General features: G+C 45.0%; 21 protein-coding genes. All 21 read left to right on the top strand.

The window, feature by feature from the left end; all coding sequences use genetic code 11:
- The first annotated feature begins 83 nt into the window (after positions 1–83).
- The 21 genes from ACKX14_RS14145 (at position 84) to mce (ending at position 20228) form a co-directional block, all read left to right on the top strand.
- Positions 84–947, top strand: coding sequence for a helix-turn-helix domain-containing protein (locus ACKX14_RS14145; protein WP_422448755.1), 864 nt, complete (start codon positions 84–86; stop codon positions 945–947).
- Positions 948–1036: 89 nt separating this feature from the next.
- Positions 1037–2365: a 30S ribosomal protein S12 methylthiotransferase RimO gene (rimO, locus tag ACKX14_RS14140; RefSeq protein WP_422448753.1), complete on the top strand. Its 1329-nt coding sequence runs from the start codon at positions 1037–1039 to the stop codon at positions 2363–2365.
- Positions 2366–2507: 142 nt separating this feature from the next.
- The gene (locus tag ACKX14_RS14135; RefSeq protein ID WP_422448751.1) at positions 2508–3041 is read left to right on the top strand and encodes a hypothetical protein; all 534 of its coding nucleotides are present in this window, start codon (positions 2508–2510) and stop codon (positions 3039–3041) included.
- The gene (locus tag ACKX14_RS14130) at positions 3041–4516 is read left to right on the top strand and encodes an AAA family ATPase (protein WP_422448749.1); all 1476 of its coding nucleotides are present in this window, start codon (positions 3041–3043) and stop codon (positions 4514–4516) included. The genes ACKX14_RS14135 and ACKX14_RS14130 overlap by 1 nt, the downstream gene beginning before the upstream one ends.
- Before the next feature lie 83 nt (positions 4517–4599).
- On the top strand, positions 4600–5841 hold the full coding sequence (locus ACKX14_RS14125) for a competence/damage-inducible protein A (RefSeq protein ID WP_422448747.1): 1242 nt from the start codon (positions 4600–4602) through the stop codon (positions 5839–5841).
- Between the two features lie 67 nt (positions 5842–5908).
- On the top strand, positions 5909–6463 hold the full coding sequence (gene thpR, locus ACKX14_RS14120) for an RNA 2',3'-cyclic phosphodiesterase (RefSeq protein WP_422448745.1): 555 nt from the start codon (positions 5909–5911) through the stop codon (positions 6461–6463).
- 64 nt (positions 6464–6527) lie between these two features.
- The gene (recA, locus tag ACKX14_RS14115; protein WP_422448743.1) at positions 6528–7559 is read left to right on the top strand and encodes a recombinase RecA; all 1032 of its coding nucleotides are present in this window, start codon (positions 6528–6530) and stop codon (positions 7557–7559) included.
- Positions 7560–7763: 204 nt separating this feature from the next.
- On the top strand, positions 7764–9302 hold the full coding sequence (gene rny, locus ACKX14_RS14110; RefSeq protein WP_422448759.1) for a ribonuclease Y: 1539 nt from the start codon (positions 7764–7766) through the stop codon (positions 9300–9302).
- Between the two features lie 78 nt (positions 9303–9380).
- On the top strand, positions 9381–10160 hold the full coding sequence (locus tag ACKX14_RS14105) for a TIGR00282 family metallophosphoesterase (protein ID WP_422448741.1): 780 nt from the start codon (positions 9381–9383) through the stop codon (positions 10158–10160).
- A 109-nt stretch (positions 10161–10269) separates the two neighbouring features.
- A complete protein-coding gene (locus ACKX14_RS14100; RefSeq protein WP_422448739.1) occupies positions 10270–10530 on the top strand; it encodes a stage V sporulation protein S in 261 nt (86 codons plus the stop codon).
- A gap of 112 nt (positions 10531–10642) precedes the next feature.
- Positions 10643–11455, top strand: a complete 813-nt coding sequence (locus tag ACKX14_RS14095; protein WP_422448737.1) for a PHP domain-containing protein — start codon at positions 10643–10645, stop codon at positions 11453–11455.
- A 172-nt stretch (positions 11456–11627) separates the two neighbouring features.
- On the top strand, positions 11628–12581 hold the full coding sequence (locus tag ACKX14_RS14090; protein ID WP_422448735.1) for a GntR family transcriptional regulator: 954 nt from the start codon (positions 11628–11630) through the stop codon (positions 12579–12581).
- Positions 12582–12597: 16 nt separating this feature from the next.
- Positions 12598–12804, top strand: coding sequence for a 4Fe-4S dicluster domain-containing protein (locus tag ACKX14_RS14085; RefSeq protein ID WP_422448733.1), 207 nt, complete (start codon positions 12598–12600; stop codon positions 12802–12804).
- Positions 12797–13942, top strand: a complete 1146-nt coding sequence (locus ACKX14_RS14080) for a 2-oxoacid:acceptor oxidoreductase subunit alpha (protein WP_422448731.1) — start codon at positions 12797–12799, stop codon at positions 13940–13942. The genes ACKX14_RS14085 and ACKX14_RS14080 overlap by 8 nt, the downstream gene beginning before the upstream one ends.
- Positions 13935–14753 (top strand): 2-oxoacid:ferredoxin oxidoreductase subunit beta, encoded by an 819-nt coding sequence (locus tag ACKX14_RS14075; RefSeq protein WP_422448729.1) that lies wholly within the window; start codon positions 13935–13937, stop codon positions 14751–14753. Before ACKX14_RS14080 ends, ACKX14_RS14075 begins: the two co-directional genes overlap by 8 nt.
- A gap of 3 nt (positions 14754–14756) precedes the next feature.
- On the top strand, positions 14757–15290 hold the full coding sequence (locus ACKX14_RS14070; protein ID WP_422448727.1) for a 2-oxoacid:acceptor oxidoreductase family protein: 534 nt from the start codon (positions 14757–14759) through the stop codon (positions 15288–15290).
- A gap of 89 nt (positions 15291–15379) precedes the next feature.
- Positions 15380–16627, top strand: coding sequence for a Glu/Leu/Phe/Val family dehydrogenase (locus ACKX14_RS14065; RefSeq protein ID WP_422448725.1), 1248 nt, complete (start codon positions 15380–15382; stop codon positions 16625–16627).
- 136 nt (positions 16628–16763) lie between these two features.
- Entirely contained in the window at positions 16764–18443 is a 1680-nt protein-coding gene (locus ACKX14_RS14060; protein WP_422448757.1) for an acyl-CoA mutase large subunit family protein, read from the top strand.
- A gap of 16 nt (positions 18444–18459) precedes the next feature.
- Positions 18460–18861 carry a coenzyme B12-dependent isobutyryl CoA mutase small subunit gene (locus tag ACKX14_RS14055; protein WP_422448723.1) on the top strand — a complete coding sequence of 134 codons (402 nt, stop codon included), beginning with the start codon at positions 18460–18462 and terminating at the stop codon, positions 18859–18861.
- 22 nt (positions 18862–18883) lie between these two features.
- Positions 18884–19816, top strand: coding sequence for a methylmalonyl Co-A mutase-associated GTPase MeaB (gene meaB / locus ACKX14_RS14050; protein ID WP_422448721.1), 933 nt, complete (start codon positions 18884–18886; stop codon positions 19814–19816).
- A gap of 13 nt (positions 19817–19829) precedes the next feature.
- On the top strand, positions 19830–20228 hold the full coding sequence (gene mce, locus ACKX14_RS14045; protein WP_422448719.1) for a methylmalonyl-CoA epimerase: 399 nt from the start codon (positions 19830–19832) through the stop codon (positions 20226–20228).
- Positions 20229–20380 lie beyond the last annotated feature (152 nt).

The raw sequence follows: 20380 nt of genomic DNA, 5'->3' as shown, positions 1-20380 counted from the left end.
TATATTTAGTTTTCAAGGTCCATGTTTAACTGGAATTTGAATAAGTTTGATTTACTAAATATATTATACGAGGAGGTGTTAAATTGACTCAAGAGATGGAAGAAATAAAAGATGCGGCAGAACTTGGAAAATGGCTGAAAGATGTCAGGGAAAAAAGGAAGATTACTCTGGAGCAAATTCACATGGAAACCAAGATACGCATAAAGTATCTGAAGGCCATAGAAGACGGTGATTTTTCCTCAATTCCCGGCGGAAGTGTTTACATAAAGGGCTTTTTAAGGAGCTATGCCGCAGCGGTAGGATTAGACCCGAATTCCGTGGTGGCACAGTACAAAAAGGTAACTAAAAGCGACTCTGCCCAGAGTGAATCCATCGAACAATTATCACAGGAAATGCCGTCAAAAACCCATCAGATTGATACAAAAAAAGTCTCAATATTTCTCACTCCACCAGTTATCCTTGCAGCAGTAACCGTCATACTGCTCGTTGGTTTTCTGTCATTTAGGATAAGCCGGCCGGTTCAGGATACAACCCCCCCACCAATAAAAGAAGATGCTCACAAAACTCCAGAAACGGACGCCCTCGCACCCCCAGCTCCCGTAACCTCACCCAACACACCCGACGGGGATGCCGCGAACGATCTCAAGCCGCCGGCGGTGGAACTTGTGGCGGATACCGCGGCAGAGACCGCCTATGTGGTAGACGCCGAAAAAATAAAAGTTACACTGGAAGTTTTGAGCGACAGGTGCTGGGTATCCGTAAAAAGGGATGGTTCCTTCGAATATGAAGGCATACTTAAAGCAGGAGAGGCCAGAACATGGGAGGCAGAAGATAATCTGGTGATTAGGGCCGGCAAACCGAAGGTGATTAAATTCATAGTAAGCGGGAACGATCTGGGAATTCCCGGAGGAGATGTGAGAAATTTTGTTTTCAAAAGGAGAGAGTAGACGCTCTCCTTTTTATCTTCAATACCTTTACATTGAACGCCAAAGCATGTATACTAATAAAGTATTAAATCATGTTTTGGAGGTCAAAAGTGTCGGTAAAAGTTGGTCTGATTTCCCTTGGCTGCGATAAAAATTTAGTGGATTCGGAATTTATGCTGGGGATATTAAAGAAGCATAATTATGTTATAACCAACAAAGAAAAAGATGCGGATGTAATTATTGTTAACACCTGCGGGTTCATTGAATCTGCAAAGCAGGAATCTATAGATACAATTTTGGAAATGGCGCAGTACAAAAACACCGGAAATTGTAAATTGCTCATAGCCACCGGTTGCCTTGCCCAGCGCTACAAAGAAACATTGCTTGAAGAAATTCCCGAACTGGATGCCGTTGTGGGTACGGGCGAATTTTACAGAATCCATGAAGTAATACAGAGGTTAAACGGCTCAAAGGTTAACCTTACCGAAAACAGCAACTTTGTAAATTTTGACATAAAAAACCGCGTAAGGATTTACCCTTATATTTCTTTTGTGAAGATAGCTGAAGGCTGCAGCAACCACTGCTCTTACTGTGCCATTCCCTTCATCAGGGGACCTTACAGGAGCAGGGAGATTGCAGCCATAAAAGAAGAAGTTGAAATGCTTGTATCCGATGGGGTCAAGGAGATAAACCTGGTAGCCCAGGATACCACAAACTACGGGGTGGATATTTACGGAAAACCGGCGCTTTCTCGACTGCTGGAGGAACTTATAAAAATAGAGGGTGAGTTCTGGATAAGGATCTTATACGCTTACCCCACCAATATTGACGACGGTCTGCTGGATTTGATTGAATCCGGCCCGAAAATTGCAAAGTACCTGGATATCCCTTTGCAGCACATAAACGATCGCATTTTAAAACTCATGAACAGGCCGACGGACAGCCGCTTTATAAAACGCCTTATAGAAAGAATAAAAAACAAGATTCCGGATATCGCCCTGAGAACAACGTTTATTGTGGGTTTTCCTTCGGAAACCGAACGCGAGTTTGAAGAGCTATTGGATTTTGTAAAACAATATCAATTTGACCGGGTCGGGGCATTCAAGTATTCCGAAGAAGAAGGGACCCGCGCCGCAAATATAGAACCCAAAATACGGGAAAGAATAAAAAATCACAGATATCGCAAGCTCATGCAACTCCAGCGGACCATATCCGGCACAAAAAACGCCGGGTTGAGGGGGAAGGTGATCCGCGTACTGGCGGAGCGTCTCGACCGGAAAACCAACCTTTTTATCGGTCGTTCGGAAAGGGACGCCCCTTTTGTGGATGGGGTGGTGAGTTTCTACGGCCCCAACTGCCGGCCGGGAAACGTATACCCCGTTAAGATTCTTCAAACGTATGATTACGACCTTGTGGGAGAGGCTGTCGAAGAGCGATAAGTTCAATCTCTGGTTTATTGTGGCCGGGAATCCTTAAAAGTGTAAAAGGCATTTCCAGTAAATGCCTTTTTTCTTTACCGGACAATTCGAGATTAAATATGCTATAATTATTTTATGTAAACTAATATGAGGTGAAACGATTTTGGATTTCAATAAGGAAAAAATTATAAGGATTATAATTATAGCGACAATCTCATTGTCGCTGATGCTCACCGGCCAGTGGATTTACTCAAAATACACGGTTGAAAAATCGCTGGTAAACACCGTTTTAAAAAAACCTTATGTGGAAGCAGTTGATATAAAAAAAGAAAGAACAAAAATAACGGTGTTTCTCAAATTTAAAGACATTGACAATCTGATGTGGGTTTACAACGATGTTTACGATACGATAGACTATCATTTGAAAGGCCGGCCCTTTTCGGTGAAGATTTTAAGCCAGCCCGATCGTTTGATTGAAGAATTGTACAGTGAAAGAATTCAATTTATTATTTTTGAAGCTCTTCAGACGGGAAATTACACTGAAATGAAAGATAAACTCGATGATATCCGGTCAAGAGAAAATGTAGATATCAAAGTGTTTTTAGACACCAGAAATCTTTATTTACAAATAAAACACGGCGAACATCACTTTTATGATGTGGTGAAAAGAACGGAACTTTCGGGAGGGGAGAAATAATGCTTGCGGAGATGGCCATCGGCATAGCAATAGCTTTTGCCGTATACCTGTCCTTGAACGGAATTAATGTATTGCCGTTGTTAATCATGCTGGCTTCTGTTTATATATTTTACAATTTGCTGGATAAAGGCAGGTTTATTAAAAACCCTTCTAGAATAATTACCGGCGATCACAGCATTACCTTTGATCAGATCGGCGGTCAGGATGTGGCAAAAAACGAACTGCTGGAAGCTCTGGATTTTATAAAGAATTATGAAGAAGTGAAAAGAATGGGCATCCGGCCATTGCGCGGTATTCTCCTGACCGGGGCCCCGGGCACCGGGAAAACCCTCATGGCAAAAGCCGCGGCGGCATATATTGATTCCGTCTTTATATCAGCATCGGGCAGCGAGTTTATTGAAATGTACGCCGGTGTGGGCGCTCAGCGCGTAAGACAGTTATTCGACAGCGCAAAAAATCTTGCCAGGAAGGCGTTTAAAAAACACGGTGTAATTTTCATCGATGAAATCGAGGTTATAGCCGGCACCAGGGGAAAAAATACCGGGCACCTGGAATACGACCAGACCTTGAATCAGTTGCTGGTAGAAATGGACGGCATCTCGTCCAATGATGATATCAATATCCTGGTTATTGCGGCTACAAACAGGCCGGACATCCTTGACCCGGCCATATTAAGGCCCGGCCGATTCGATCGAATCGTCAAAGTGGACCTTCCCGACAAGGACGGGAGGCTCGAAATCTTAAAACTTCACACCAAGGATAAGCCACTTGCAAAGGACGTGGATCTGGAACAGATTGCAAAAGAAACTTTCGGGTTTTCAGGGGCACACCTGGAGAACCTTTGTAATGAAGCGGCCATACTGGCGATGAGGGCGAAGAAAAAGGAAATTTCCCAGAATTACTTCATTGAGGCCATCGATAAGGTCATAATGGGAGAAAAATTGAAAAGAAAACCCTCCGATGATGAGCGCAGGCGCATTGCGGTCCATGAAAGTGGACATGCCCTGGTGAGCGAACATTTTAACCCGGATTCGGTTTCCACCATCACGATCACCTCAAGAGGCCACGCCCTGGGGTATATGAGACAGAAAGCGGAAGACGATATGTACCTTTACACAAAAAAGTACCTGGAGTCTCAGATTGCGGTGGCCCTGGCCGGGGCGGCAGCCGAAGAATTGATTTTTGGCGAAAATAGCACCGGCGCAACCAATGATTTTGAGCAGGCTGTGGATCTGGCCAGGAAAATGATTTTTGCGGGCATGTCGGAACTGGGTGTGGTTGATAGAGACTCCCTGCCGCCAAAAGAACTTCACAGGGCAGTTTCAAATATTATTGCATTTCAGAAAAAAGTGGCAGAACGGATATTAAGAGAAAATAAAGATATCCTTGAAGACATTGTAAATTACCTGATCGAAAATGAAAAAATTGACGGGAATACCTTCAGGAATTTTTTAAAAAAATCCGAGGTGGCATAAAAAAATTTTTCCGGGAAAAAAAGGGATATCGATAAAAAAAACGAATTAAAATTAATATAATGCTATTTTTGAAGGTGATGGTTGTGAAAGCGGAAACCATTGCGGTGGGATCGGAGTTGTTACTGGGTCAAATCGCCAACACAAACGCCCAGATAATCTCCAGAGCCTTACAGGAAATAGGGATTGACGTTTATTTTCATACGTGTGTAGGGGATAACAGGGATAGAATAATTGAGGTGTTTAAGGAGGCGCTTGGGCGCTCGGATGTGATCATAACAACCGGCGGCCTGGGCCCCACAATGGACGACCTTACAAAGGAAACTATAGCTTCATATATTGGTTTGCCTCTTAAGGTCGACGAAGATTCTCTAGAACGAATAAAGAGTTTCTTTAGCGCAAGAGGCAGGCACATGACGGAGAACAATTACAAGCAGGCTTTAATCCCTGAAGGGGCAACGGCGATATTGAACAAAAAAGGCACCGCACCGGGAGTTTTGCTAAATTACAAAGGCAGGATAATCGTAATGTTACCCGGTCCCCCTTATGAAATGGAGCCCATGCTGAGGGACACCGTAATCCCATATCTTTCAAAGTGGAGCAGCAAAACCATTTATTCCAGGGTCATGAAATTTTACGGCATAGGCGAATCCCAGCTGGAAGAAACGATAAAAGACTTACTGGTCAACCAGTCAAATCCCACCATAGCGCCTCTCGCAAAAAAAGGGGAAGTTACCCTGAGGCTTACCGCCAAAGCCGATGATTTTTTAAAAGCAAACGAGTTAATCAGGCCTCTGGAGGAAGAGATTAAGAGGAGGGTCGGCCGCTATCTTTACGGCTACGATGATGAAACCGTGGAAGAGATTGTGGCCCGCCTGCTCTTCAAATACAATAAGACCATTGCCGTGGCCGAATCGTGCACCGGAGGACTCCTGGCCCACAAATTAACCAACATACCGGGGATTTCAAAACAATTTGAACGGGGTGTTGTAAGTTACAGCAACAATTCCAAACTTGAATTGCTTGGCGTAAAGAAGGAAACCCTTGAAAAATTCGGCGCCGTAAGCGAGCAGACAGCCGTAGAAATGGCCCGGGGTATTAGACTGACTTCCCGCACCGATATAGGAGTCTCCATAACCGGCATAGCGGGGCCGGATGGTGGAACTCTCGAAAAACCGGTGGGTCTGGTATATATTGGATACGCGGATTCGGATTCCTCTTGTGCGGAAAAACACATCTTCAGTGGAGACAGGATAGATATAAAAGAACGGTCGGCGGATGCCGCACTGCATCTCGTGCGAAAAAAGCTGCAGGATTCGGGTGATTAAATGCTCAAAAGTGCATAAAAGGCTTCACAGCTGCCGTATTACTGCCGCTTTCAGGAGGCAAAACCTAATGAACAGCATACGGGCTTTTTTGGCCATTGACATTGACCCTGAAATAAAGCAAGAGATATTTGAATTTCTAAAACGGATGTTTTTACATCATATCGGCATAAAGTGGGTAAAGCCGGACAACCTCCATTTAACCCTCGCTTTTCTGGGCGAAACCCCCATGGATAAAATCTCTCCTCTATGTGATATGATGAAAAAGATTTCCAGTAGGCATAAAGCTTTTACAATCAGGCTTTCAGGTTTTGGATGTTTTCCAGATCGAAAATATCCGCGGGTTATTTGGATAGGCGTCCAGAAATCTCGCCCCTTGTATAACCTTAAAAAGGATATAGACGCTGAACTGGATAATCTCGGCCTGACTTACGATAAAAAACCTTTTTTGCCTCACCTGACCATCGGCCGGGTCAAAACCCCCGCTGATTTGAAGCCTGCAATTTTCGAGGTACATGATTTCAGCGCTTCTTTTGCGGCAAGCGAGATACATCTGTTAAAAAGTGATCTGTTCAGGGACGGACCGGTATACACTGATGTCTTTACATGCTCTTTGAGTAATTAATTTGACTTCAGCAAAAATTGTTTATATAATTAAATATGAACATACGTTTGGAGGGTATTGAAATATGATAGAGAAACAAAAAGCCCTGGAAATGGCCCTTGCGCAGATTGAAAGGCAATTTGGCAAAGGTTCAATAATGAAATTGGGTGAAGCACAGTCCAGATTTAATGTGGAAGTCATATCCACCGGCGCCTTGCCCCTCGACATCGCCCTGGGGGTTGGCGGAGTTCCGAGGGGCAGAATAGTGGAAATATATGGCCCGGAATCCTCGGGTAAGACAACGGTGGCGCTTCACATTGTGGCCGAGGCTCAAAAAGCCGGCGGCACGGCGGCCTTTATCGACGCCGAACACGCTCTTGACCCCGTTTACGCCAAAAGACTGGGTGTGGATACGGATAATTTATTAATTTCTCAGCCGGATACCGGCGAGCAGGCCCTGGAAATAGCCGAAGCTCTCGTAAGAAGCGGGGCGGTGGATGTGATAGTGATTGACTCGGTGGCGGCTTTAGTCCCGAAAGCCGAGCTGGACGGTGAAATGGGAGACGCCCATGTGGGACTTCAGGCGAGGCTCATGTCGCAGGCTCTGCGAAAACTGGCCGGAGCCATAAGCAAATCCAAGACCGTGGCCATATTCATAAACCAGCTCAGAGAAAAGGTCGGAATAATGTTCGGCAACCCGGAGACTACCCCCGGAGGCAGGGCGTTGAAGTTTTATGCTTCCGTGCGGCTTGAAGTGCGAAAGAGTGAAATCATAAAGCAGGGCGAAGAGATGCTGGGCAGCAGGACCAAAGTCAAAGTGGTTAAAAACAAAGTGGCTCCTCCTTTTAAACAGGCGGAATTTGACATTATATACGGCGAGGGAATCTCAAGGGAAGGCTGCGTGCTCGATTTCGCCGCCGAGGAAGGCATTATACAGAAAAGCGGGGCATGGTATTCCTATGAAAAAGAAAGGATAGGCCAGGGCCGGGAAAATGCCAAGCAATACCTTAAGGAACACCCGGATGTATTGAAGAAAATAGAACAGAAGGTGAAGGAAAAGTATAATTTAGTAAAACCCGAACCGGAAAAAAGCCAAAATTTAGATGACAACCCATGATTAACCATGATTTAGTTTTCCTTGACATGACTGTCAAAAAAGTATAAAATTAGATTGATGTGAAATTTTGTTTTAAGAGTAATCCTGCTGGATATGGGGGCACGAATTTAAATTAAACTAGAGTTTTCTCTATTTAATAAAACCGAGTTCCCCTCGGTTTTATTCTTTTATTGACTTTAATTTACAGACGGGAGGTGAATAAATATTAACCCTGTAAGCATTGCTGTAACCGTAATCACAGGATTAGTAACTTTGGCTGCCGGCTACCTCATCAGGAAATATATAGCCGAAGCCAAGATAAATTCGGCGGAAGAATCCGCCAAAAAGATAATAGAGGAAGCAGAAAAGAAAGCGGAATCCATAAAAAGAGAAGCTCTGTTAGAAGCCAAGGAAGAAATTTTAAAAATAAAAAACGACTTTGAAAAGGAAGTCAGGGAAAGAAGAAACGAACTGCAGAGAGCTGAAAGAAGACTGGTTCAAAAGGAAGAGTCATTGGACAGAAAAGTTGAGGCAATAGAAAAGAAGGAAGAGGCCATTGCCAAAAAAGAAGCGGACATAAACCAGCTCCATGAAAAAATAAACGAATTGTATTCCCGCCAGGTGGCGGAACTCGAGCGCATTTCCGGTCTGACCAGCGAAGAAGCCAAGGAATTCTTGTTGAACAAGATTAAAGATGAAATACGCCACGATGCCGCCATGATGATAAAAGAAATCGAAACCCAGGCAAAAGAAGAGGCTCAAAAGCGTGCAAGGGAGATAATATCCTACGCAATCCAGAAATGCGCCGCAGACCAGGTGGCGGAAACTACGGTGTCCGTTGTGACTTTGCCCAACGATGAAATGAAAGGCAGGATTATAGGCAGAGAGGGGCGAAATATAAGGGCTCTTGAAACCCTCACCGGTATTGATCTGATAATAGATGACACACCCGAGGCGGTGATTTTATCAGGATTTGACCCCATTAGACGACAGGTGGCGAAAATCGCCCTGGAAAAGCTAATACTTGACGGCAGAATACACCCCGCAAGGATAGAGGAAATGGTGGAAAAAGCTCAGAAGGAAGTTGAAAACATCATACGGGAAGAGGGCGAAAAAGCCACTTTTGATACCGGCATTCACAATCTGCACAGTGACCTTATTAGATATCTCGGCAAACTTAAATTCAGGACCAGTTATGGACAAAATGTACTGCACCACTCTATAGAAGTGGCTCATCTGGCTGCGGCCATGGCGGCGGAACTGGGTGTGGATGTCCAGCTTACAAAAAGAGCGGGTTTGCTGCACGACATAGGCAAAAGCGTGGACCAAGACATTGAAGGTCCACATGCGCTGGTGGGAGCTGAGATAGCGAAAAAATACGGAGAATCTCAGGAAGTTGTAAATGCCATTGCGGCTCATCACAACGATGTGGAACCCAGGTCAATTGAAGCCATACTGGTACAGGCCGCTGATGCCATATCCGCTGCTCGCCCCGGCGCCAGGCGCGAAACTTTGGAAGCCTATATAAAACGGCTTGAAAAACTTGAAGAAATTGCCAATTCATTCCATGGTGTTGAAAAGTCATACGCAATTCAGGCGGGAAGGGAAATCAGGATAATGGTCAAGCCCGAAGACGTGGATGACCTGGGGGCAATTGAAATAGCCAGAAATATAGCAAAAAAAATAGAAGAAGAACTGGAATATCCCGGCCAGATAAAAGTCAATGTTATAAGAGAAACCAGAGCCACGGAATATGCAAAATAAAGTGCGCAAACAGCGCACTTTTTTTGCAAAATTGATAAAGACTGATATTAATTTTATCACGGATGGGAGTTGAATAGTTTGAAATTGCTGATGATAGGTGATATCGTAGGCAGACCTGGAAGAAACATAATAAGAGAAAAATTGCCTTCCCTTAGAAAGGAGCATGAAATAGATTTTGTGATAGCCAATGGCGAAAACGCCGCAGGCGGCAACGGCATTACAAAAAAGATTGCAGAAGAACTGTTTATAAGCGGTATAGATTTTTTCACAATGGGAAATCACGTCTGGGACAACAAAGACGTATTTAATTTCATAGAAGAGGAAACCAGGATGGTAAGGCCGGCCAATTACCCGGAAGGTACGCCGGGCAGGGGATGTCAATTGGTCAGCTTGGAAAGGCTATCCATTGGAATATTGAACCTTTCCGGCAGGATATTTATGAACTCTCTGGACTGCCCTTTTAGATGCGCCGACATTCAAATTGAAAAACTTAAAAAGCACACAAACATTATCATTGTGGACTTTCACGCAGAAGCCACCTCGGAAAAAATAGCTATGGGATGGTATCTTGACGGAAGGGTTTCTCTCATGGCCGGTACCCACACTCATGTCCAGACGGCTGACGAAAGGATCCTCCCCAACGGCACGGCTTATATCACCGATGTAGGCATGACCGGGCCTTCGGATTCCATTCTCGGTATTGATAAAGACAAGGTCATTCAAAAATTTCTGACTCAACTTCCGGTTAGATTTGAAGTGGCCAGAGGTCCGGTTCAGTTTAACGGTATAGTGGTCGATATTGATGAGTCTTCCGGTAAGGCTGTAAGTATTAAACGGATTAATTTCAGAGAGAATTAAGCTTTTTTAAAAATTTTTTTAAAAAAATAGCTAAAAAAACAAGGACTTTCTCCCAAAAGATAGAATAAAATAACATATAAAGCAATTTTTGCAGGGAGGAGTCTAAACAATGGAAGTATTAAAAGTATCGGCCAAATCCAATCCCAATTCGGTTGCCGGAGCGTTAGCGGGGGTTTTACGGGAAAAAGGAGGGGCTGAGATCCAGGCCATCGGTGCCGGAGCGTTGAACCAGGCCGTGAAAGCCGTTGCCATTGCGAGGGGGTTTGTGGCTCCAAGCGGGATGGACTTAATATGCATTCCAGCTTTTACCGATATTGAGATAGACGGTGAAGAAAGAACCGCCATGAAACTTATCGTTGAGCCGAGGTAATATTATAATTTGGCCGAAAAGCCTGTTTTCTGAAAAACAGGCTTTTTTATAATTTTGTAATTAAATCGTAGCCTAAGGATAAAATAAAAGTAAAATGAATTCGGAGGTAACGATGAAAGTAGATCTGCACATACATACTGTCTTCTCCGATGGACTGCTTACGCCGGGTCAGGTGGTAAACGAAGCCCACCGTCTTAATCTGAAGGCCATTGCCATTACAGACCACGATACCACCGATGGAATCCCCGAAGCCGTAGAGCAGGCGAAAAAGTTTCCGGCCATGGAGGTTATTCCCGGGATAGAAATAAACTCTTATTATAATGATGAGGAAGTCCATATTCTCGGGTATTATATAGACTACAAAGGCAGCTATTTAAAAGGTGTGCTGCAAAACCTTCAGGCAAAAAGAGTTAAAAGAGCAATGACTATCGTAGAAAAACTAAAAGAAATGGATATAAACGTGTCTTTTGAAAATGTAAGAAAAAAAGCCAGGGGACCTTCAATAGGTAGGCCGCACATAGCGGCGGTTTTAGTCGAAAATGGCTATGCGGATTCTATAGAAGATGCTTTTGAGAAGTATTTGAATCCTGGCAGGCCCGCGTATGTCCCCAGAGAAAAATTAACACCTTTTGATGCGGTGGATATCATCAAAAAAGCCGAAGGTATACCGGTGCTGGCACACCCGGGGCTTCTAGAGAAAAAAGAAATAATAGACCAATTGGTAGAATACGGCATAATGGGGGTTGAAGCTTACCACAAAGATCACAGTAAACAACAAACTGACTATTTTATTAAGTTTGCCTCAAGCCGCGGTCTGACGATAACGGGCGGGTCCGACAGTCACGGCGAATGCCCCCTGCTTTTAGGTACCGTTGACGCTTCCTTTGAATGCGTTCGTGAACTTAAAAAATTAAAACACATATAATTGTATATAAGGGTTAATGTATACAATAAGCCAATATTTATAATTGGCATATTTTTTTATTTTTTTCGTTAAAACCAGCAGGATTTTTCCTGAGTTTGTAGAATATAATAAAATGTGAAAAACAGCAATTGGATTACTAAAGGAGCCAATACTCTGGACTGGGAGAAGAAAAATGATTCAGTTTAAAGCCGACAAAACGCCTCTGTACCTTCAGATAAAACATTATATAGAAAAGAACATCAGTGAAGAAAAATGGGGGGTAGGTTATAAGCTGCCCCCAGAAAGGGAACTGGCCAGGGAACTGGAAGTGAGCAGAAAAACCGTAAGCCTGGCCTATAAGGAACTGCAAAGAGAGGGTATTTTATCATCCCACCAGGGAAGAGGAACTTTTGTAATTAAAAAACCTTTGAAGGAAAAAAACGGCATATTGGAGATAATTAAAGCCATTGACAGCTGCATAGAAAAGGCCCTTGATCTGGAAATCGGTTTAAACGATTTTCTGGAGCTCTGCAAAAACCGGGTAAACGAATATATCAACCAACTGCACAAGCTGGAACTTGTTTTTATAGAATGTAACAGGGAACAATTGGATTATTTCTCCAAAGAGCTGGAACTTGGTTCCGGAATATCCATAATACCGGTATTGTTACAGGACTTTAAAAGAAACGTAGAAGAGTTTAACCAAAAACTCAAGTCTTCTGATTTTGTGGTTACAACTTTTTTTCATGTGGATGAAGTCAAGTCTTTAATAAAAAATAAAGAAATTGAGATCCTGCCAATCGCCCTTAACCCGCAGCTCGAAAGTATAATCAAAATTGCCAGGATTCCAAAAAACTACTCGATAGGTATTTTGTGCATTTCTCAAAATTTTGCCGATAAAGTAAAGAAGGCGATTTCCGATGCAGGATTATCCTTTAACAATATAAAGGTGTGCACATCAACTGATTCAGATGATGTTAAAACATTTGTAGAAAGCGCTGATGCAATAATAACTTCTCCCGGCAGAAAAAAAGACGTGCTGTGCTTTGCTGATGGACAAAAAAATGTCATTGAATTTATTTTTGTACCCGATTTGGGGTCAATTAACTTTCTAAAATCCGCTATTTTAAAAAAGCATATGAAATAAGATTAGAGGTGATAGGGTGTCAGAAAAAACTTTTAAAATCTCAATCAACGAGAAGGTTTGCAAAAGATGCGGCATCTGTATAGCTTTTTGCCCTAAAAAAGTTTTTTCATCGGAAAGCGGCAAACCCGTTGTGGTTAATTCGGATGCATGCATAAAGTGCATGTTGTGCGAACTCAGATGCCCGGAATACGCAATTGTGGTTGGAGGTGAAGACGATGAATAGCAAAGCCCGGTTAATGCAGGGCAATGAAGCCTGCGTAGAAGGGGCTATAGCTGCAGGTATGCGGTTTTACGCCGGTTATCCCATAACGCCTTCCACCGAGATAGCCGAGCTTTCGGCAGAAAAACTTCCAAAGGTAGGAGGCAAATTCATTCAAATGGAAGACGAAATAGCCAGCATGGGAGCGGTAATAGGCGCTTCCCTGGCCGGCCTCAAAGCCATGACCGCCACCAGCGGGCCCGGTTTTTCATTAAAACAGGAAAACATAGGTTTTGCCGCACTTACCGAAGTTCCATGCGTCATCGTAGACGTCCAGCGGGGAGGCCCCAGCACCGGTTTACCCACCTTGCCCGCTCAAGGTGATGTCATGCAATCGCGCTGGGGAACCCATGCCGATCACCCGATTATAGTTTTATCCCCTTCGTATGTAAGGGAAGTTTACGACATGACAATCAGAGCTTTCAATTTGTCGGAAAAATACCGGGTTCCCTGCATTTTGTTAATGGACGAAGTTGTAGCACATATGAGGGAAAAGGTGGAATTGCCCGATCCTTCGGAAATAGAAATAATAAACAGGAAAAAACCCGATCCCTCGATTAAAGAATACAATCCGTATGAGGACTATGACGGCGACGGAATACCGCCCATGGCAAGTTTTGGTGAAGGTAAGCCTTTCCACGTTACGGGCTTAATTCACGATATCACAGGTTTTCCATCTACAAATCCCAAAGTGACGGAAAATCTGATTAACAGACTCATGAGAAAAATATATGACAATGTTGATGATATTGTGGATTATGAAACCGCATTTACGGAAGATGCCGAAATCGTCATGATTTCCTTCGGTTCCACGGCAAGATCGGTCTTAAGGGCTGTCAACCTATTAAGGCAGGAAGGGCAAAAAGTCGGCATGCTGAGGTTAAAGACCATATGGCCATTCGCCGAGAAGGCGATAAATGAGATGCCTTCATGCGTCAAAAATCTAATTGTAGCGGAGATGAATTTTGGGCAATTGGTGGAAAGCGTCCGTGCTTCAGCTGCGGGCAAATTCAACGTGACAGGATTAAATAAATACAACGGAGAACTGATAACACCCGATGAAGTTATAGCTAAAGTCAAGGAGGTGGCGGGGCGTGCGTAAAAAACTAGAAAAATATTTCAGAACAGAAAAACTACCCCACATCTGGTGCCCCGGGTGCGGGAACGGAATTATAATGGGCGCCGTGGTTCGCGCTATTGATAATCTTCAACTGGAGCAGAAAAAAATTTGCATAGTATCCGGCATCGGTTGTTCTTCAAGGGCGCCGGGATACATGAATTTCAATACACTTCACACAACTCACGGCCGTGCGCTGGCTTTTGCCACTGGCATAAAACTTGCAAATCCTGATTTAAAGGTGATTGTCTTGACCGGCGATGGAGATTGCGCGGCCATCGGTGGAAATCATTTTATACATGCCGCCAGGAGGAACATAGATATCACCACCATAGTTTTTAACAATAACATATACGGCATGACCAGCGGGCAATATTCTCCCATGACTCCAAAGGGAGCTTATGCCACCACCGCACCTTACGGGAACATAGACAGAAGTTTTGACCTCTGCAAGCTGGCCCAGGCTGCAGGCGCCACCTATGTGGCCAGGGGAACCGTTTATCACGTCCCCCAGCTTATAAAATTGATAGAAAAGGCCATAACCCACAAAGGATTTTCTTTGATAGACGCGGTCAGCATTTGCCCGACGTATTTCGGAAGAAAAAATAAACTGGGTAATCCCGTTAAAATGATGGAATTCATTAAAGATGCTGCCATTCCCATAAAATCCGCCGAAAAATTATCAAAGGAAGAATTGCAGGGGAAAATCTTGATTGGAGAATTTTTCGAAGACCACGCTCCCGAGTATACGGAAGAATACTCCAAAGTCATCGAAAGGGCTCAAGGGGGAATGTAAAAAATGGAGGAAAGAATGGAGATCAGGTTAAGCGGTTCCGGTGGCCAGGGCTTGATTCTGGCCGGCATCATACTGGCCGAAGCGGCCATACTGGACGGCAAAAACGCGGTACAATCCCAATCGTATGGCCCCGAGGCCCGGGGCGGTGCCAGCAGGGCAGAAGTCATCATCAGCAATTCGAAAATAGATTACCCAAAAGTGACAAAACCCGATATCCTTTTGGCGTTAACAGAAGAAGCTCTGCTTAAATATAAAGACAACTTGAAACCCGACGGATTAATATTAATAGATTCCAGCATTAAAAAACCGGAATCCCCGTACAAGGTTCTGAATATACCCATCCTGGAGACTGCTCAAAACAGGGCAGGTAAAATCATCGTCGCCAACATCGTAGCCCTTGGCGTTCTAACCGCAGTTACCAGGGTGGTATCCAAAATGTCTATAGAAAAGGCTGTTCTTGATAGGGTACCAAAAGGAACCGAAGATTTAAACAGAAAAGCTCTGTATGCAGGTTTCGAACTCGGAGAGGGTATTTAAAATTATTTGGGAGGGGAGGGTGAAATGCTAAGTTTCATCTAAATATTTGATTTCAAGAACAAAATTTTAATTTTTGAGGGGGAGTTTTTATGGCGGAAACACTGAATCCATTTGAGAGTGTACGCCGTGAAATCAAACTTGCTTGCGAAAAATTGGGATTGGAAGAATCCGTATACGAAATCCTTAAGGAACCGGAAAAGGTGCTGGTGGTCTCAATCCCGGTAAAAATGGACGACGGAACAACAAAAACTTTCATAGGTTACCGCTCTCAACACTGCACAGCCATCGGACCGGCCAAAGGTGGTGTAAGATTCCATCCGAACGTCTCTCTGGACGAAGTCAAAGCATTATCCGCATGGATGTCCTTTAAGTGCGCCGTTGTGGGCATACCTTATGGCGGCGGCAAAGGCGGAGTCATCTGCAACCCAAAAGAACTGTCGAAAGGCGAACTTGAAAGACTCGCCCGCGGCTATTTCAAAGCCATAAGCCCAATTATAGGACCGGAAAAGGACATCCCCGCTCCCGATGTATATACGAATGCGCAGGTAATGGCGTGGTTCATGGACGAATTTAGCACTTTAAGAGGATATAACACTCCGGGAGTCGTCACAGGTAAGCCAATTATTTTAGGCGGGTCCCTCGGCAGACCCGAAGCAACCGGCCGCGGAGCTTCTTTTACTATACGGGAAGCCGCAAAAAAAATTGGCCTTGACCTTAAAAAAGCCACCGTTGCCGTCCAGGGTGCGGGCAATGTAGGGGGAGTCGCGGCTAGGTTGCTGCACGAATTGGGGTGCAAGGTGGTCGCAATAAGCGATTCTCAAGGCGGGGCGTTTAACCCCGACGGACTCAATCCCGAGGAAGTGCTTGAATTTAAGGCCAAGAACAAAACGGTAAAGGGTTTTCCCGGTAGCAAGGTCATCACAAATGAAGAACTGCTGGAACTCGATGTGGATATTTTAGTCCCGGGAGCCCTGGAAAACGTTATAACCAGCCAAAACGCTCCGAACATAAAAGCAAAGATCGTCGGCGAAGCGGCCAACGGACCCACGACTCCGGAAGCCGATGAAATTCTATACCGGAAAGGCATCCTGGTAATACCCGATATTCTGTGTAACGCGGGCGGAGTAACTGTTTCATACTTCGAATGGGTCCAGAACCTGATGAATTTCTACTGGACCGAAGAAGAAGTAAACGAGCGCCTTGAACGGATCATGGTAAAGGCCTTCAATGAAGTCTACAAGATGCATGAAGACTACAAGGTAAAAATGAGAGAAGCCGCTTACATGGTTTCTATAAAGCGCATAGCTGATGCCATGAAAGTAAGAGGCTGGATTTAACCGGTATTCCCTCCCTTAACCGGGGAGGGATTTTAATAAATAAGTAAAATATTTCACATATAATTTATTGCCATCAAAAAAAAAATATTATATTATATTATTTAAAGGCCAGGATAAGGAGGGTAAAAAAGTGCCCATAAAAAATAGAGAATATTTGGAGAAACTTGAAGAAGCCAAGAAAGAGTGGGAAGAAACCAAATTAAAAAAAGTCTTAAGCAAATTCCCGGAAAGATACGAAAAATTTTACACAAACTCCAACTTAGAAGTGGAACGCCTGTATACAGAATTAGATGTACAGGACACGGATTACCTTGAGGACCTTGGATTTCCTGGAGAGTATCCATATACCCGTGGCGTTCAGCCCACCATGTATCGCGGCCGGCTGTGGACCATGAGGCAGTATGCCGGCTTTGGCACTGCTGAAGAATCCAACGAAAGGTACAAATTCCTGCTATCCCAGGGCCAGACAGGCCTTTCCGTAGCCTTTGATCTGCCCACTCAGATAGGCTACGACTCCGACCACCCCCTGGCCCGCGGCGAAGTGGGCAAAGTGGGTGTGGCCATCGACTCATTAAAAGACATGGAAATCCTCTTCAACGGCATACCTCTGGACAAAGTCAGCACCTCCATGACCATAAACGCGCCGGCGGCAATACTTCTTGCCATGTACATCGCTGTGGCAGAAAAACAGGGTGTAACACCGGACAAACTTTCCGGCACCATCCAGAACGACATACTAAAAGAATACGTTGCAAGAGGCACATATATATTTCCACCCCAGCCATCCATGCGGTTAATAACAAACATATTTGAATTTTGCTCAGCCCACATGCCCAAATGGAACACCATCAGCATAAGCGGATACCATATAAGAGAGGCCGGAGCCACCGCCATCCAGGAAGTGGCCTTCACCCTGGCCAACGGCATAGCTTATGTAGAAGCCGCCCTGAAAGCCGGCCTCACCGTAGACGAATTTGCCCCGAGGCTTTCATTCTTCTTCAACGCCCACAACGACCTTTTTGAAGAAGTAGCCAAATTCAGGGCCGCAAGGAGACTCTGGGCCAAAATAATGAAGGAAAGATTCGGCGCCAAAGACCCCAAATCCATGATGCTCAGATTCCACACCCAGACAGGAGGATCCACCCTCACAGCCCAGCAGCCCGACAACAACATAATAAGAGTTACCATCCAGGCCCTGGCGGCGGTGCTGGGAGGCACCCAGTCGCTTCACACCAACTCAAGAGACGAAGCCCTGGCCCTTCCTTCCGAAGACTCCGTCAGAATCGCCCTCAGGACCCAGCAAATAATAGCATATGAAAGCGGAGTAACCGAAACAATCGACCCCCTGGCCGGATCCTACTACGTAGAACACCTGACGAACACCATAGAGCAAAAGGCCAGAGAATACATCGACAAAATCGACAAACTTGGCGGCTCCGTCAAAGCCATCGAAAAAGGCTTCATCCAGCAGGAAATCCAGGACAGCGCCTACCGCTACCAGATGGAAGTAGAATCCGGCAGAAGGATAGTGGTTGGAGTCAACAAATTCCAGATACAAGAAGAACCTCCAAAAGGGCTGCTCAAAGTCGACCCCGAAGTGGGCAGGGTCCAGGAACAAAAACTGAGAGAACTCAAATCCTCCAGAGACAACATAATTGTAAAAGAAGCACTGGAAGAACTGGAGAAAAAAGCCGGAACCGACGAAAACCTCATGCCAACCATAATAAAATGCGTAAAAAGTTACTGCACGCTTGGCGAAATATGCGATGTGCTCAGGAAAGTATTTGGCGAATACAAAGCCACCACAAGCATATAAAGGGGTGAGATAAAAAATGACACAAACAAAAACCATAAGGGTTCTAATAGCCAAACCAGGTCTTGACGGCCACGACCGCGGTGCAAAAGTAATCGCCAGAGCCCTGCGGGACGCCGGTATGGAAGTCATATACACCGGCTTAAGACAGACACCGGAACAGATCGTCGAAGCCGCCATCCAGGAAGACGTGAACGTAATAGGTCTGTCCATATTGTCCGGCGCACACAACTTTCTCCTGCCAAGGGTTGTAGAGCTTTTAAAAGAGAGAGGAGCCCAGGATATACTCGTGATCGGCGGGGGTGTCATACCCGACGAAGATATCCCGGGCCTCAAAGCAGCCGGCATAGCCGAGATATTCACCCCGGGCACTCCCACCTCAAAAATAATCGAATTCATAAAGGCCAATGTCAAATTCTAACCGGAAGGTGTGTTCTTTTTAAATGGATCTAATTCAATCCGTTTTAAACGGCGACAAAAAAAGCATGGCCAGACTCATTACCCTCATTGAAGAAAGAGCTCCTGAAGCCACAGAGGCCCTGAAACAAATCCACAAACACACCGGCAACGCCATGGTTATCGGCGTCACCGGTCCGCCGGGGGGTGGAAAGAGCAGCCTCGTAAACCAGCTGGCCAAAAAGTTCAGAGCCAGAGACAAAAAGGTGGGGATCATCGCAGTAGACCCCACCAGTCCCTTTACCGGAGGAGCGCTTCTCGGCGACCGTATAAGGATGCAGGACCTTGCCCTGGACCGGGGAGTCTTTATCCGCAGCATGGGCACCAGGGGGGCCCTGGGGGGCCTTTCAAAAGCTTCATACAACACTGTAAAAGTGCTCGACGCCGCAGGCATGGACTGCGTAATAATAGAGACCGTGGGCGTGGGCCAGTCGGAAGTGGATATAGTAAAACTGGCGGATGTCGTCATCCTGGTCCTCATTCCCGGAATGGGCGACGACGTCCAGGCGATAAAAGCCGGCATAATGGAAATAGGCGATATCTTTGTGATAAACAAAGCCGACAAAGACGGAACCGACCGGCTTGTTACCGAAATAGAGATGATGCTCGACCTGAACCCGAGTAAAAACTCCTGGCGCCCGCCCGTCATAAAAACCATAGCCACCACCGGCGAGGGCGTAGATATCCTGGAAGAAAACATATATAAAGCCTATGAATACATGAAACAAAACGGCATTCTCTTAAAGAAGAGGGCGGACAGGATAACACAGGAACTCATCGAACTCATCAAAGACAGCCTCATAAACGAAATTTTAACCAACAAAGCTTTTGAAATACATTCCATGGTCGAAAAGATAATGGCAAAACAGGAAGACCCCTATACCGCCGTGGAAAAGATAATATCCAAACAAAACTCCTGAAGGAGGTGAAAACATGATAAAAAAAATAGACCACATCGGCATTGCGGTAAAAGACCTGAATGAGACCCTCAAGGTGTACACCGACATATTAGGCCTTAAGGCCGCCGGCGAAGAAACGGTAGAGGAACAAAAGGTCAGGACGGTTTTCATTCCCGTAGGCGAAAGTGAAATAGAGCTGCTGGAGTCCACAGCCCCCGACGGCCCCATAGCGAAATTCATAGAAAAAAACGGCGAGGGGATACAGCATATAGCCCTAAATGTGGACAACATCGAGAAGACCCTGGAAGACCTGAAATCCAAAGGAGTTCGCCTCATCGATGAAAAACCCAGGAGGGGGGCTGGAGGAGCAAAAATCGCTTTCATCCACCCCAAGGCGACAAAAGGCGTTTTAATTGAACTCTGTGAAAGATAAAGATAGGAGGTAAAGCAGTGGAATCAATTGAATTAAAACTTAAAACACTGCAAGAAAAACGGTCGGCTATCGAAAAGGGCGGCGGCGAAAAGCGCATAGCAAAGCAGCATGAAAGCGGCAAACTCACCGCCCGGGAAAGGATCGAAAAACTT

The sequence above is a fragment of the Thermorhabdus hydrogeniformans genome, from assembly GCF_049310025.1.
GTDB lineage: Bacteria > Bacillota > Thermosediminibacteria > Thermosediminibacterales > Tepidanaerobacteraceae > JBJYKD01.
This window is presented reverse-complemented; position numbering and strand designations above follow the sequence as displayed.